Here is a 13662-nt window from a genome sequence, read left to right on the forward strand (position 1 = left end):
TGCCTTAGTTTCAAAGAAAAAAGGCAGAAGGAGAAATCCTCCCTCCGCCTTCTTCAAGTAATTCATCTACTATGAACTAAGGTATTACAACATACTTGCAAATTTTTGCAAAGTACGGATCATTTGAGCTGTAAAGCCTGATTCATTGTCGTACCAAGCAACAGTTTTGACGATTTGGTCGCCATTGGAACCTTCAACAACTTGTGTTTGAGTTGGGTCAAAGACTGAACCAAATTCTGTACCGATGATATCAGATGATACAATTTCATCACCATTGTAACCAAATGATTGATTACCATCAGTAACTTTCTTAACAGCAGCATTAATTTCATCAGCTGTAACTTTCTTATCCAAGATAGCAACTAATTCTGTTAATGAACCGGTAATAACTGGTACACGTTGTGCATGACCATCAAGTTTACCCTTCAATTCAGGAATTACTAAACCAATAGCTTTAGCAGCACCTGTTGAGTGAGTAATGATGTTTTGAGCAGCAGCACGGGCATTACGCTTGTTACCACCACGATCAGGACCATCTTGTAATTTTTGAGTAGCTGTATAAGCATGAATTGTTGTCATTGTACCTGTCTTGATACCAAAAGCATCATTCATTGCTTTAGCAAGTGGTGCCAAGCAGTTTGTGGTACATGAAGCAGCAGAAATAATTTGATCATCTTTAGTAATTGTGTCGTCGTTTACACCATAAACAACTGTCTTCAAATCACCAGCAGGAGCAGAAATCAAAACTTTCTTTGCGCCAGCGTCAATATGAGCTTGAGATTTTTCTTTAGATGTGTAGAAGCCAGTACTTTCAAGTACTAATTCAACACCGTCATTCTTAACCCAAGGAATATTACGGGCATCTGATTCTGCGTAAACAGGAATCTTCTTACCGTCGATTACGATTGCATCTTCAGTAGCGGAAACTTCATGTTTAAAGTTACCATGAGCTGTATCATATTTTAATAAATGTGCCAACATATCTGGTGATGTCAAGTCGTTAATTGCAACAACTTCCAAGTCATCATTTGCAACTTCATAAATACGACGTAAAGCTAAACGTCCAATGCGTCCGAAACCATTAATACCTACTTTTGTAGCCATGTAAGATTTCCTCCTTCAGGAAAAATAAAATATTTTTTATTTTAAAGGTTATTATCCCTTAAAATCGTTTCTGAGGCTGCCTCATCAGTAATTAAAACCGTTTGATGAGGAGCAATTTTCATATATGAGCAAATTGCGGCAGCTTTACTAGCACCGCCAGCGACTGCTAGCACATGTGAAATATTAGTTAGATCCGAAACCTGTAAACCGATTTTCGGTATCTTATAAACAATCTCGCCCTTTGCATCCAAGAAAACACCAAATGCTTCTGAAACTGCTTGTTTGTCTTCAAGTAGTTGAATTTCCGTCGACGACATATCACGCCGATTTGCCATTGTTTTAGCACGACCGATACTGTGAATCACAACGTCACTATGATTAATTAAATCCAACACCGATTTAACTACTGGTTCCTCAAGCAAAGGAGCGACGCTCTTAGCACTAATATCTTCTGGAACATACAAAGCGCGGTAATGACCGTGGGAATGGTGAGCCATTTCGGCACAAACCGTATTTGCTTGAATCGAAACACTCTCACCCAAACCGCCACGTGCTGGAACAAATAACAAATTACGTTTCTGTGACAAATCTGGTGTCAAGGCTCTAGCTACAGCAGCCATTGTTGTTCCACCCATCACAGCAATTGTTGAACGTCCAGCAGGTAAAAAGCGATTCATCATTTGATTCAACTCTTGACCCATCAATTCTAAAATTCGATTATGATGTTCACTATCGCCTGGAATTATTATAACCTGCTTAATTCCCAAAAATGAAGCTAAACGCGCTGCCAAAATGGAATTATCATTTAACTTACCAACAACAATATCCAAATGTGCAACAATCTCTTCACCCTTAGCAGTCAACATCATTCCCGATTTCGAAGAACTAATTAAACCACTAGTCTTAAATAAATCTGTTTCTCGCCGTAAAACTCGTTCAGATAGCTTTAACTCCCCCGCTAAAATGCGACGACCAATTGGTTGCATCCAACGAATACTTTGTAAAATGCGATAACGTTGGCGCAAAGTTTTTAAAAAATCTGGTGCAATAGCCTCAATCCAGCTGAGTTCGTTATTAATCTGTGAAAAGTCGGCTGTGGGACTATTTTCGTCCCTGTGTGGCATATTAAGACCCATCCATTCCAAAAATATATGTGAGCCCTTATCTAACCCACAAACAGATTATAACAATTCAAAATTCAATTTGCAATAAACAAGATTAATTAATTGTTAACTTTCTAACTTAAATTTCGCAAGTTAACAATCTTCTTCCAAATTATTACGCATAGAAAAAAAAGACCCTGCCATTACTGACAAAGTCCCTATCATGCGCCACCTGGGAGTCGAACCCAGATCCCAAGAACCGGAATCTTGTGTGCTATCCATTACACTAGCGGCGCAGTACGTTTAATATAATACATGTTAATCAAGAATTTGGCAATACCAATTTTTATTTTTTAACATAAAAAATGAATAGCTTGCATTAATCATATCTATATTCTAATTAAAACTAGTATTAACTGCATTTTAAGGTTCATTTGTCATGAAAATTTATGCATTTATTCTTTTTCGTTAACACCTTAATTAACTTTTCACCACATGCTCACCGATATAAATTCAATCTTATTTTTAAGATAGTGAAAAAAATAATTTAATCGTTAAAAATTAATGGACAAATCAACTAACATCAAGTGCTTTGGCTTATTACCAGTCTTCAGCCGGCATATTTTTCGAGTCAAAAAACTTTTTTTATTGTTAAATATGTGTATACTATGGTTTTGTAATCCACATAAGGAGGAACATAATTATGACAAAACAAATTGGAATTATCGTTGGTAGTTTACGTAAAAAATCTTTCTCTAAGGCAATTGGCCGGCAAATGGCTCAAATGTTTCCCGAAGGATTTGAAGCTAAGTTTATTGATATCAGTGATTTACCAATTTTTAACCAAGACTTTGAGGATGGCGATTTACAAGAACCTGCCAGTTACAGTCGCTTCCGTCATGAAGTTAAAGAAATGGATGCGATCTTATTTATTACACCTGAATACAATCGTAGTACGCCAGCAGTCTTAAAAAATGCGTTAGACGTTGGTTCTCGTCCTTACGGTCAAAGTGTTTGGGATAATAAGCCTGCTGCAGTTGTTAGTGTTTCACCTGGTGCTCCCGGTGCTTTCGGCGCCAACCATCATTTACGCCAATCATTAGTTTTCTTAAATATGCCAACTTTGCAACAACCAGAAGCTTACTTAGGCGGTGTGGTTAACTATATTGATGATAATGGTCAAATCACTAATGACAATACTAAGCAATTTTTACAATCAATTGTTGATGCTTTTGTCACACTAATCAATCGTTATTAATTCATCTAATTTCTTAATTTTAAGAATTAATTAAAAAATAAAAAACTGGGATTAACAATTATCCCAGTTTTTTGTAGTTAATGTGGAAATTTGGGGCGCTAGAGTTGACAATTCTCAAATATATGATAAATTAGCAGAGTAGTATACAGAGTGCTAAAAACAAAATAGGAGGCTGTTTTTATGTTAGTTCCTACAGTTATTGAACAAAATTCACGTGGCGAACGTGCTTATGATATTTATTCTCGTTTATTAAAAGATCGTATTATTATGTTATCTGGTGAAGTTACTGACGATTTAGCTAATACTGTTATCGCCCAATTATTATTCTTAGATGCTCAAGATTCTGAAAAAGATATTTACATGTACATTAACTCCCCTGGCGGCTCTGTCACTGCTGGCTTAGCAATTATGGATACCATGAACTTTGTGAAGGCTGACGTGCAGACAATTGCCATGGGTATGGCTGCTTCAATGGCTAGTGTTTTATTGTCATCTGGTGCTAAGGGTAAAAGATTTGCTTTGCCTAACTCAACAGTTTTAATTCACCAACCTTCTGGTGGTGCCCAAGGTCAACAAACTGAAATTGAAATTGTGGCCGAAGAAATTTTAAAAACTCGAGAACGGTTAAATAAAATTTTAGCCGATAATTCTGGTCAAGACATGGATACTATCAAACGTGATACTGAACGTGATAACTACTTGACAGCTCAAGAAGCCAAAGAATATGGCCTAATTGATGATATTATGACTAACAGTTCTCAAAAATAATAACTGAATTAAATTTTAAAACTATAAAAAACACGACATTAATTTGCCGTGTTTTTTTATAGTTAAACAGATGATCAAATCATAACCTACTTGCACCAAGGATTAATCTCTAAGTTTAATTAACATTAGAACTTTGTATCACCACTTAATTTATTAAAGTTCAAAATCTGTCAATCATCAATGGAATCAATATCCTGTAACAGTAATTCATACTCTCTTTTATAAACCCATGGAAGCTCAAAGCCTGCTTGAACCGCATATTCAAACATAGTAATCCATTCTCTGTAGAAACCATAACCTCCCAATAGTTCAAGTAAACCAGGATAATTGTTATTATCTAATTTTAGAAAGAAATTTTTACCATACGCAATAGCCTGCTCATATTCACTCAGTTCTAAATAAATCAAAAATATAAAATTAGCTAAATTTCTATTTTGTGAATCAATTTTCAAAATTTCATTATTGAAATTATTCGGTTTCTTGGGGTTGATTTTTGTTTTGCGTTGTAAATTTTCTTTTTGCAACGCCATGCTTATTTGAAGGGCCACTTGTTTCATATCGACCGTTTTTAAATGAGCCAGTAGCAATTGAAACAGCTCATCATTTGTCAAATTCCAGCTATTTTGACTTTTAAGAATTAGTTGAATCATTTGTGTAATCTTAGCTTTATCAATTGCTTCACTAAAAGTTCGAACGATAATTATCTCAAAAAATTCATTCTGTTTCATTCCAATAGAAACGAAAGGATCTTCAGTGTTAAAGATATATTGTTCAGCTGCTCTACACATCAATTCATATAATATTGAAAGCATCTGCGTCGCCGCATTACCATACGGCGAATTGACTGAAACTGTTTGCAATAGTTTGACGTAGCGCTTAACCATAAAACGCCATTTAGAACGTTGTTTTTTAGAAACATTACGATTAGGAATCAAATAATAACCACTTTCGGCATCAGAAACAAATTGCTCAATTTCCTTTTGGAAAGTAGAAAAATCCATAATGCTGTTTTGTTGTTTTTTCTGAAGTTTACGACTAGCTAAAGTTCCGTCTAAGTCTTGAATCAGCATATCAATTTGCTTTTCATCTCGTAATTTTTTGGGAATACTTTTATAAACCTCTTTCAGTAACTTTTGTAATTGAGGTTTACTATACTGTTGAATAGTTTCATTTAATTCTGCAATTTTCATACTTGCTGCCCTTCTAAGTAAATTAATATACTCTTAAACACATCCAGCATTAACTAATCTTACTTTTGACAACTAACAATTCCTTGTTCTGTAATTACTAAATCAACTGTTTGGTCAAATTTATTTTCTGGCAACGAGTTCCGCTGTAATTTAGCAAAACACAAACTTACAGTTGTTGCTTTTAATTTTTCTTTCTGTAAATAACGATCATAATAACCACCACCATAGCCTAAACGCTGTCCCCGTAAAGTACAGGACAAACAGGGCACGATCACAAAATCAATATCTTGTGGTTGAACAATCGGTGTTGCAATCGGTGGTTCAAAAACTCGTAGTGGACTTTTTTCCAATTTGGTCTGCTCAGTTATTAAGTGTGCTTGCATTTGATGCTGTGGATAGATCCGTGGTAATGCTACTTGTTTTTGCTGTTGCCAAGCTTGTTGAATCAATGGTTGAGTAGCTAACTCCGCTTCTAAAGCCCAATAAGTAAAAATCATTTGACTAGTTTTAAAATCTGGCAAAGAAAATAGTAACTTCATTATCTTGGCAGTTGCAACCTTGCGATAATTAGCCGATAACTGCTGACGTTGCTGTAAGATCTGCTGTCGTAAGACACCTTTGTTCTGGTTGCTGGTCATAAATAAACTCCTGACTTAACTTAAATTTGATTTTAGTTGTGGATAACCACTTTGGATAATTAATTGTTCATATTGTTCAGCAAAGGCTTGTTCTTCATCATTACAATATCCTTCAAACAAAACTTGTCCAATATCACTTTGGTTAAAATAACAAAACTGCTCAGTGCCATCGACGCCATTAGGATACAAAACACCAGAATAATCAAAGTAACCAATTTTTCCTTTTGTTTCCTCAAACAATGCTGCCCGATTCACGATCATTAAAGGCGTCTGTGCTTCTTTTTTTAAAGTTACAACCGAACCAATTGGTAAAATCTGCATACGAACTTCCTCCTAAAAAGATGCTATTAAATTATTAAGCACATGTAATGCAATATTATAGCGAAGATCTCCTTGATATAAAACATAGGTAGTTGCAAATAACATCCCCATTAAAATATAAGGAATGACTTCCAACTTCAGGGCTGGTACGTGCATAAAGCCAAAAACCGCTCCAGAAATCATAATCGCTACTATTGTTTGCAAATTATTTTTTAAATTTGGAAAAAAATATTTAAAAAATAATCCGCGGAAAATAAACTCTTCAATAATTGGACCAAAAATAATCGTAAACAAGTCCATCAAAAACGGTGACTTTTTCATTAAAACTTCTAAATCATGTTGGTTATCCGAAGTCGGAAAAAGATCACTAGTAAAGCCAATTATTAATAATAAAACAAATAAAATGCCAAAAGTTAGCCAACGATACTTGAGTGCTGGCCAATGAGTTCTTAGCGGTGATTGTTTTTGATAGCTACGCCACAACCGCCAAATCACAGCTCCCATTAATAGTGATAAAATGACAGCTAATAACAGCAGCAAACTAAGGGAAACGTGATGCAGTTCCAGGGGAACAATCACTGGAATTTGTGCTACAGAATACAGCAATAAATAGCCCACTAAAATAGCTAAATGTAATAAAAATTGATTAACTTTGGTTAAATTCAAATGTCAAACCTCATTCTTAAAATAATGGAAAACCGCCAGTCATAAAAAAGCCAAGACCAATGACTATTAAAATAACCAGCATTGTTAATAATACCCAACTCATAGTAAGTTTACGTTGCATCTTTTTGACAAAGGCAACTTCAATTATTCCAATTAAGCCTAACGCAACAAGTACTTTAACAACCGTTAAGAACGGTCGTTCATGCCAAGAATAAGGCAACATGACAATGCCACTGACTAATAAAATTAAATAACAAACCCGCGCAATCATTGCCCAAGTTTTAGTTTGACGAGCCCCTTTATGTAACCCTCCAATTAAAGCAACAATTAAAATTATTCCGGCAATTAAATGCATCCAAGACCACAACATAAGCTTCAACTCCTTCTCCAATTACTCATTATTATTGTAATCGACAACTTCAATTAAGCAAACAAAATCCCCAGTAACTAACATGAGTTACTGAGGATCCAGGTTACAGTTAAGATTTGTTAACTTGAAGAATATTTAATAACTTTTAACGAAAATATTTCATCAATTCATGAGAGCGCCGCATAGAAACATAGGCACTACTCCCATCTTGAAATTTCAACTTTTTCGTTTTGTTATCATACTTACAAGGTTGTTGCAGATTCACCAAATAACTTTTATCACTCCGAAACAGGTTTTGATAACGATGTTCTAATTCGTTTAAACTACCTAAAAATTCGGTTTCCCGCGTTTTGGTATGCAATAATACATGTCCAGCAGCTACTTCTGAAGTAGTTAAATACAATACTTGATCTAATGGAACCGTAAAATAACGCGTTCCAATTCGATAAGAAAACATTCGTTGTTGCGGTTCTTCAACCATTTGATAAGCAGACATTGTCAAATTCAAATCTTCACACATTTTAAGTTCAACATTGTCCAAACCATGATCTTTATCAATAAAATCTAACGGTGAAACACGCTTTTCAATAGTCATGAATGCCAATTCATCGTGAACAGAAATGAAAACAATTTTCGCATTAGGCAACAAACGCCGAATTTCAACAGCTAATTGTAACCCTGCATGCGCATTGTTATGAATTTCCATATCTAGGAAAAATAAACCATAATTACTTTCATATTCCTGAGCCACTGATAACAGTTCTAAAGGTGACAATGTTTGACAAATTAGCTTCATGTCCCAATTGTTAGTACTAATCGCACTTCGAATAATATCGGCATATTGAATTTGCTGTTCAGTATTATCTTCAAGCAAATATACTGGGAGCATCGCTACCCCTCCTCTGTAATTATCAATGTAACACATAGATGATCCTTATCTAACTGGGTATCTAACCAAAGATGATCATCATCTCTGATCAACTGCCGCACATTAGCAAGTCCCAAGCCTTGATGATCAGATTTAGTTGTATAGCCTGATTCAAATAATTGATGAACATTAGTAACGTTAGTTGCTTGATTATCAATCACAACTTCAACTTGATGATCAGATGGAATAAACGCACAAACAACAACCTTTGATTCTTCGTTTTGAACCTGTTCAATTGCATTATCTAATAAAATTCCCAACACTCTGACAACCGTCAAAACATTAACATTGCGCAATTCAATTGACTTCGTTAATTCTAATTGCAACTGTATGCCAGCTTTTTTCGCTGCTAAAAATTTTTGAATAAGCAAACCACGAATTGGATCATTTTTTAGATAATCAATATTAGCAATGGTCATCTTTTTTAAATCTTGTTTAATCGGCCGCTGTTGTAGTAACTCATGATAATAAGCCGATAACTGCTGATTATCATCTTTTTTAACAAAGCCTTCTAAACCTAACAACATATTTTGATAATCATGCTTAAACTTTCGCAATTCAGAATATTGTTGCTCAATACTTGCCAAATCTTTACGTAATTGGCGATCTTCTTTTACTTTTTGTTCGGCTTGTTGTCGAGCCAAATAAGCCTGAAAAAACAGCCAAGCATAAACAATGGTCCAAGTTGCAAAAACAACAAATAGTAACAGAATTAAAGATAAAGCTGTATAAGTCGATTTAATTCTTTCAGTTACAACTAAGATTACTTCCACAATCATGAATAGCAATAGTACAAAGAAAAACATGTACTTAGATACACCATAATTGTTAATTTCTTTAAACAACGAATTCAACCTATAATTACCACAATAATCCAATACCAATACAAGAAACACTAAAAATATAATTAGTAAAGAACCATAAAAGATAAGTGTACTATTACTATTGAATTGAATTTTGAAATTCTTTAAAACAATAAAGGAAATAATATTGATAAAAATAGCCAAGATAGTACTAGCTATTTTTATCAATCCATCATAATAAAGTTCATCTAAAGACTGATCTTTCAATACAGTTAGCATCAAAGAGGAAAATAACCACAGAGCAAAATAAATATTCCCAATTTCACTACCAACTAATCCCCAAAAAAAGGAAGATAAAAGATCAGTAAAAATAAAGTGATAATCATATGATTTATGAAAGTAATGAATAAAATTCAAAATAACATAAATTATCAATGAATTATTAAAAGTATCAGTCCATAAATGAATAACTAACATGAATTACCCATGAATTAAATGCCAGAACCATGTAGACGGCTTTTCATCTGGAATTGTACCAATTCCAAATATGGAAGCCTTAGCACCACCATTAACTTTTTGTAATTCTTTTTCTGATAAATTCTTCAACATAATATAATACCTCCTATGATTAAATATTATAACCAAAGCAGCCGAATAGTCATTATCATTTTAGCAACGTTGTAATTTCACTGATTAGCCAATTTACGTTTAATTTCATTCTAATCAAACCATTAGCGTATAATTAATATAAAAACGGTAATCTTAATTTTTGAACATTTTTTAAAATTTTAAATGACTTAATGTGATTTTTAAATCTCAAGGCTGACCTAATTATTATAATAACAGAAATTTATTTGGATTAACTATTTAATTCTTTTTTCATTAGTGAAATTCTAGTAGCTAAAGGTGTACCACTCAAATCTTTTGTGTACGTGGCAATTTTAGAATACTTTTTACAATTGGCCCGAACAAACCGAACCGTGCTGGTCTCTAATTTTTGATTAAAGACAACTACCAAGTCAGCATCTTGAATTTGTTCAGAAATAGCTTGCCGCGATTCATTTCCCTTTAATACACGACAGTCACCTGCCCGCAATGTTACAGTCTCTTTCACTTCTGGATCCGTATTACCAATAATCAAGATCTTCAATCCCTTAAAAAGTGGCTTAAATTTCCGACGTTTACGCTTAGTTCCAGTAGAATGAGCTTCAGTTGTTGTTTGTTGAGTATTGTTATTTGGATATTTTTTAAGAACTCTCCCCTGTGCTGAGTCATCGTTTTGATAAGAATAGTCAATCATATCGCCAGCTACTAATTGAAAACGCTCGACATCATAATTACTGAGCATTACTAAGTTTTCAGTACCATTATCATTATTAAAACTAATATAAAGCTGAGCAGATCCTGGCTTTTGTTGAACAACAACTTGTGATTCAATATGGCGAGTTGGTTCGTATAATTCAGTATTTCGAGCTAAAACTTTAAAACTATATTTGCCCTCTGTTAAACTATCAGAATCAGTCAAAGTTGCCTGAACATAATCACCAGGTTTTAAATCCAATTGTTGAATAATTTTTTCGGGAACCTCAATTGGTCTTTCATTATCAATGATGCCACCACGAGCCATTTGTTTAAAATATCCCACAACTAAAATATCATCTTCAGCTTTATTAGTCACCGAACTATTACTGCCATAAAAGGGAGTAATATGATTGCTATTGGAAACACTCATCCAATTAGTGTCTAAAAAACTTGCTTTATCAATAGCAGTTAAAATATCTATTTGCTGTTGCATGCGAATAATAATACTTGATAAATTGTCTTCATTAATATTTTGATTTAAATTGCTGATTTCTGTCTGAATTAATCGAATTAAATTTTCCTTCTTCAAAATTATCCCTCCATTTTCCATAATTAATATATAGTTATCCATATATATTAGTTCATATTAATAATAACATAGAAAGTTTTTTTTGTAACAAATTATGGAACTTTATTCACATAATTTGATATTAGTGTCTAATCCTAACAAAATATTTCAAAATCAATTTATAAAATCAAATATTTGCCGGCTTTAGTAGGAATATCTTCATTAAAACAACGCCATCCAGTTGCTCCAATTCTATTAGTTTAAGGTAATAAACAAATTTTTGATGAATTAGCGTCATTACTATAATACTTCTTCTGCAAATAATAAAAAAAGTGTTCCAAAACTTGTCGGAAGAGTTTGAAAACACTTTTGATAGAGATCGCTTCACTTTATAATAAATTTCTGATAATCACTCAAACTAATATTTTCATCGAATACATGTTAACTCCTGCAATCTTAATACTCAATTACCAATTTTTCATTAGGAATTTGATGATATCTGGAAAGAAAAATATTAGCAAAATTAAGAATATTTTTTTAGAATTAGTCAGTTCATAATTAACGTTTTTTATTTCTTTTTCAGAGCTCAAGAGCCTGCTCTCAGTTTTTTTTATACTATAAACATACCTTTCTTTTCTCCGTATTAATTTTCCTACTCTAAAAAGTTCAGTTCAATCGAAGTACGTGGGATCAAAATTCGTTTTATAGTATTAGGTATTAGAGTTTTAGCAGCAACGAAATGTTTTTCGTCCAATCATTTTATTTTATAAGTTTGACCAACTTTTATTTCTGAGACTTTTTTGCTTTACCAATGCTTGGTTTTAGTAAAACATTCATCACTATTTAATACAATAGAAATAAAAATAGTGAATTTGATTATTCATAATTGCTTTGTCAGTACTTTTTCTACCTTAATAAGAAAAAGTAAAATTCCAATCGGACTAGTTATTTTTGAAAACAAAATGATTCAACTATTCCTACATCTTAACTAACTTATACAAATTCTGTAATTGCCTTTTCAATAGCAATTGGTCCACTACTGATATCAAAAGACTGTTTAATCGTAATCGGATTCTTTAAACACGCAACAATTGTCGCTGCGACATCTTCACGGGCAATTGAGCGTCCCTGATTCTCAACAGTCAGACTCAGACGAGGAGCCAATAAAATTTTATTTTGACCAGGCTCATTAGTCAAAGCTGCTGGCCGAATAATTGTGTAATCTAAATTACTATGGCACAACCACTGATCTGCATAATACTTGGCAGCATAATAATAATTGCCAGTACTTAAAACTTGTCTGTGATAAGACCATAAACCACGATTATCTGCTTGAATGGCACTTACCATAATGAATCTGGAAGTGTGTGCTAATTTAGCCGCTTCAATAACCTTAACAGCACCATCTAAATCAATCATCATGGTTTGATCAGCACCGGTTTTTCCCCCCGAACCCGCAGCAAAAACTACTGCTTCAATGTTTGTCATCGCTTGAACCAAAGCTTGTAATTCACCGGTTAAATCCAAAAATTGTGTTTGGATACCTTCTGCCTGATAAGCTTTAATTTGCTGTGAACTACGGAGACCAGCAACCACCTCAAACTCTTTTAGTTGTTGTAACTGCTTGACTACAATACGGCCAATTTGGCCGTGCGCTCCTACTACTAAAACTCGCATATTAAACCTCCCTAGGCTTTTAAAGAATCAAGTTTTTTAGCTTTGATCAAATCATTTAATTTGCGTAAACGATGATTAATCCCTGATTTAGAAATTGAACCACTAGGAATCAATTGCCCTAATTCAGTCAATGACATTTCTGGGTTAGCTAAACGTAGTTCAGCAATTTCTTGTAATTTAGGTGGTAAAGATTCTAAACCAAAATGTTCCTGCCAAAATTTAATATTTTCAACCTGTTGACTGGCTGCTTTGATTGTTTTATTAATATTCGCATTTTCACAATTGACCAACCGATTAACAGAGTTGCGCATATCACGCACAATACGAATATCTTCAAATTTTAGCATTGCTGAAGTTGCACCAATAACTCGTAAAAAATCAGAAATTTTTTCGGCTTCTTTTAAATAAACAATATAACCGCTACGCCTTTTTGTAGCTCGTGCATGTAAATCAAACTGATTCATTAATTGCAAAATGCCTTGATTCTGATCTTCATAAACAGAATAAATTTCTAAATGATAACTAGAAGTCTCTGGATTATTGACACTCCCCCCTGCTAAAAAGGCTCCCCGCAAGTAAGAGCGGGAGCGTTGCGTTGAGGTTAAAACATCCTCGGGAATATTAGTTCTAATTTGAAAACCATTCTGCTCAATAATGCGTAAATCAGCCAAAATAGCTTGTACTTGCTGACGCAAGCGAACCACGTATTGGTTATTTTTTTTGAGTTTCATTTTCCGTTGAACCACTAGATCAGCTTCTACAGTATACAACTGTCTGATTAACGCATAAATTCGGCGGGCAATCGCTGGATTTTCAGTTTGAACATCTAAAATAAAATGATGATCAATTAACGATAAACTACCATTCATCCGAATCAAGGCTGATAACTCAGCACGTGCGTGTTCAGGATGAACCTCTAAACTTGTTAACTCTTTTTTAACCGTACTGGCATAAGAAGCCATGATA

At 33.8% G+C, this 13662-nt stretch carries 15 protein-coding genes and 1 tRNA gene; 2 read left to right on the plus strand and 14 right to left on the minus strand.

From position 1 onward, the window contains the following. Positions 1-84 precede the first annotated feature (84 nt). The 3 genes from gap to AC3B7A_RS02410 all read right to left on the minus strand — a co-directional run bounded on the left by gap (position 85) and on the right by AC3B7A_RS02410 (position 2503). Complete coding sequence (gap, locus tag AC3B7A_RS02400) at positions 85-1104, minus strand: type I glyceraldehyde-3-phosphate dehydrogenase (protein WP_489756146.1); 1020 nt, start codon at positions 1102-1104, stop codon at positions 85-87. Between the two features lie 41 nt (positions 1105-1145). Beyond that, complete coding sequence (locus tag AC3B7A_RS02405) at positions 1146-2183, minus strand: sugar-binding transcriptional regulator (protein WP_489756526.1); 1038 nt, start codon at positions 2181-2183, stop codon at positions 1146-1148. A 248-nt stretch (positions 2184-2431) separates the two neighbouring features. Then, a tRNA-Arg gene (locus tag AC3B7A_RS02410) sits at positions 2432-2503 on the minus strand. Between the two features lie 407 nt (positions 2504-2910). On the opposite strand from AC3B7A_RS02410, the gene AC3B7A_RS02415 reads away from it, so the two are divergent. Both AC3B7A_RS02415 and clpP read left to right on the plus strand, forming a co-directional pair. Further along, the gene (locus tag AC3B7A_RS02415) at positions 2911-3465 is read left to right on the plus strand and encodes an NADPH-dependent FMN reductase (protein ID WP_489756147.1); all 555 of its coding nucleotides are present in this window, start codon (positions 2911-2913) and stop codon (positions 3463-3465) included. A 180-nt stretch (positions 3466-3645) separates the two neighbouring features. Further along, the gene (clpP, locus tag AC3B7A_RS02420) at positions 3646-4233 is read left to right on the plus strand and encodes an ATP-dependent Clp endopeptidase proteolytic subunit ClpP (RefSeq protein WP_489756148.1); all 588 of its coding nucleotides are present in this window, start codon (positions 3646-3648) and stop codon (positions 4231-4233) included. 170 nt (positions 4234-4403) lie between these two features. On the opposite strand, the gene AC3B7A_RS02425 is transcribed toward clpP, so the two are convergent. From AC3B7A_RS02425 to whiA, 11 genes are all read right to left on the minus strand, one after another. After that, complete coding sequence (locus tag AC3B7A_RS02425; protein WP_489756149.1) at positions 4404-5423, minus strand: hypothetical protein; 1020 nt, start codon at positions 5421-5423, stop codon at positions 4404-4406. Positions 5424-5482: 59 nt separating this feature from the next. Beyond that, the gene (locus tag AC3B7A_RS02430; RefSeq protein WP_489756150.1) at positions 5483-6061 is read right to left on the minus strand and encodes a 5-formyltetrahydrofolate cyclo-ligase; all 579 of its coding nucleotides are present in this window, start codon (positions 6059-6061) and stop codon (positions 5483-5485) included. Positions 6062-6076: 15 nt separating this feature from the next. Further along, positions 6077-6382: a DUF4176 domain-containing protein gene (locus AC3B7A_RS02435; protein WP_489756151.1), complete on the minus strand. Its 306-nt coding sequence runs from the start codon at positions 6380-6382 to the stop codon at positions 6077-6079. A 12-nt stretch (positions 6383-6394) separates the two neighbouring features. Then, entirely contained in the window at positions 6395-7048 is a 654-nt protein-coding gene (locus tag AC3B7A_RS02440) for a CPBP family intramembrane glutamic endopeptidase (RefSeq protein WP_489756152.1), read from the minus strand. Between the two features lie 16 nt (positions 7049-7064). Further along, on the minus strand, positions 7065-7418 hold the full coding sequence (locus AC3B7A_RS02445; RefSeq protein WP_489756153.1) for a DUF1516 family protein: 354 nt from the start codon (positions 7416-7418) through the stop codon (positions 7065-7067). A gap of 145 nt (positions 7419-7563) precedes the next feature. After that, entirely contained in the window at positions 7564-8307 is a 744-nt protein-coding gene (locus AC3B7A_RS02450) for a response regulator transcription factor (protein ID WP_489756154.1), read from the minus strand. A 2-nt stretch (positions 8308-8309) separates the two neighbouring features. After that, a complete protein-coding gene (locus AC3B7A_RS02455; protein ID WP_489756155.1) occupies positions 8310-9191 on the minus strand; it encodes a sensor histidine kinase in 882 nt (293 codons plus the stop codon). Between the two features lie 438 nt (positions 9192-9629). Beyond that, positions 9630-9758, minus strand: coding sequence for a bacteriocin (locus tag AC3B7A_RS02460; RefSeq protein ID WP_489756156.1), 129 nt, complete (start codon positions 9756-9758; stop codon positions 9630-9632). 250 nt (positions 9759-10008) lie between these two features. After that, on the minus strand, positions 10009-11040 hold the full coding sequence (locus AC3B7A_RS02465; protein ID WP_489756157.1) for a hypothetical protein: 1032 nt from the start codon (positions 11038-11040) through the stop codon (positions 10009-10011). 972 nt (positions 11041-12012) lie between these two features. Next, on the minus strand, positions 12013-12696 hold the full coding sequence (locus tag AC3B7A_RS02470; RefSeq protein ID WP_489756158.1) for an SDR family oxidoreductase: 684 nt from the start codon (positions 12694-12696) through the stop codon (positions 12013-12015). An 11-nt stretch (positions 12697-12707) separates the two neighbouring features. Continuing rightward, positions 12708-13658, minus strand: a complete 951-nt coding sequence (gene whiA / locus AC3B7A_RS02475) for a DNA-binding protein WhiA (RefSeq protein WP_489756159.1) — start codon at positions 13656-13658, stop codon at positions 12708-12710. Between the last annotated feature and the right edge of the window lie 4 nt (positions 13659-13662).

The sequence above is a fragment of the Bombilactobacillus sp. ESL1202 genome (assembly GCF_058107125.1).

Coding starts and splice junctions, on each gene's coding strand:
- AC3B7A_RS02445 (WP_489756153.1), bottom strand. CDS start 7,418: ATGTTGTGGTCTTGGATGCATTTAATTGCCGGAATAATTTTAATTGTT.
- AC3B7A_RS02435 (WP_489756151.1), bottom strand. CDS start 6,382: ATGCAGATTTTACCAATTGGTTCGGTTGTAACTTTAAAAAAAGAAGCA.
- AC3B7A_RS02460 (WP_489756156.1), bottom strand. CDS start 9,758: ATGTTGAAGAATTTATCAGAAAAAGAATTACAAAAAGTTAATGGTGGT.
- AC3B7A_RS02415 (WP_489756147.1), top strand. CDS start 2,911: ATGACAAAACAAATTGGAATTATCGTTGGTAGTTTACGTAAAAAATCT.
- AC3B7A_RS02430 (WP_489756150.1), bottom strand. CDS start 6,061: ATGACCAGCAACCAGAACAAAGGTGTCTTACGACAGCAGATCTTACAG.
- gap (WP_489756146.1), bottom strand. CDS start 1,104: ATGGCTACAAAAGTAGGTATTAATGGTTTCGGACGCATTGGACGTTTA.
- clpP (WP_489756148.1), top strand. CDS start 3,646: ATGTTAGTTCCTACAGTTATTGAACAAAATTCACGTGGCGAACGTGCT.
- whiA (WP_489756159.1), bottom strand. CDS start 13,658: ATGGCTTCTTATGCCAGTACGGTTAAAAAAGAGTTAACAAGTTTAGAG.
- AC3B7A_RS02470 (WP_489756158.1), bottom strand. CDS start 12,696: ATGCGAGTTTTAGTAGTAGGAGCGCACGGCCAAATTGGCCGTATTGTA.
- AC3B7A_RS02450 (WP_489756154.1), bottom strand. CDS start 8,307: ATGCTCCCAGTATATTTGCTTGAAGATAATACTGAACAGCAAATTCAA.
- AC3B7A_RS02425 (WP_489756149.1), bottom strand. CDS start 5,423: ATGAAAATTGCAGAATTAAATGAAACTATTCAACAGTATAGTAAACCT.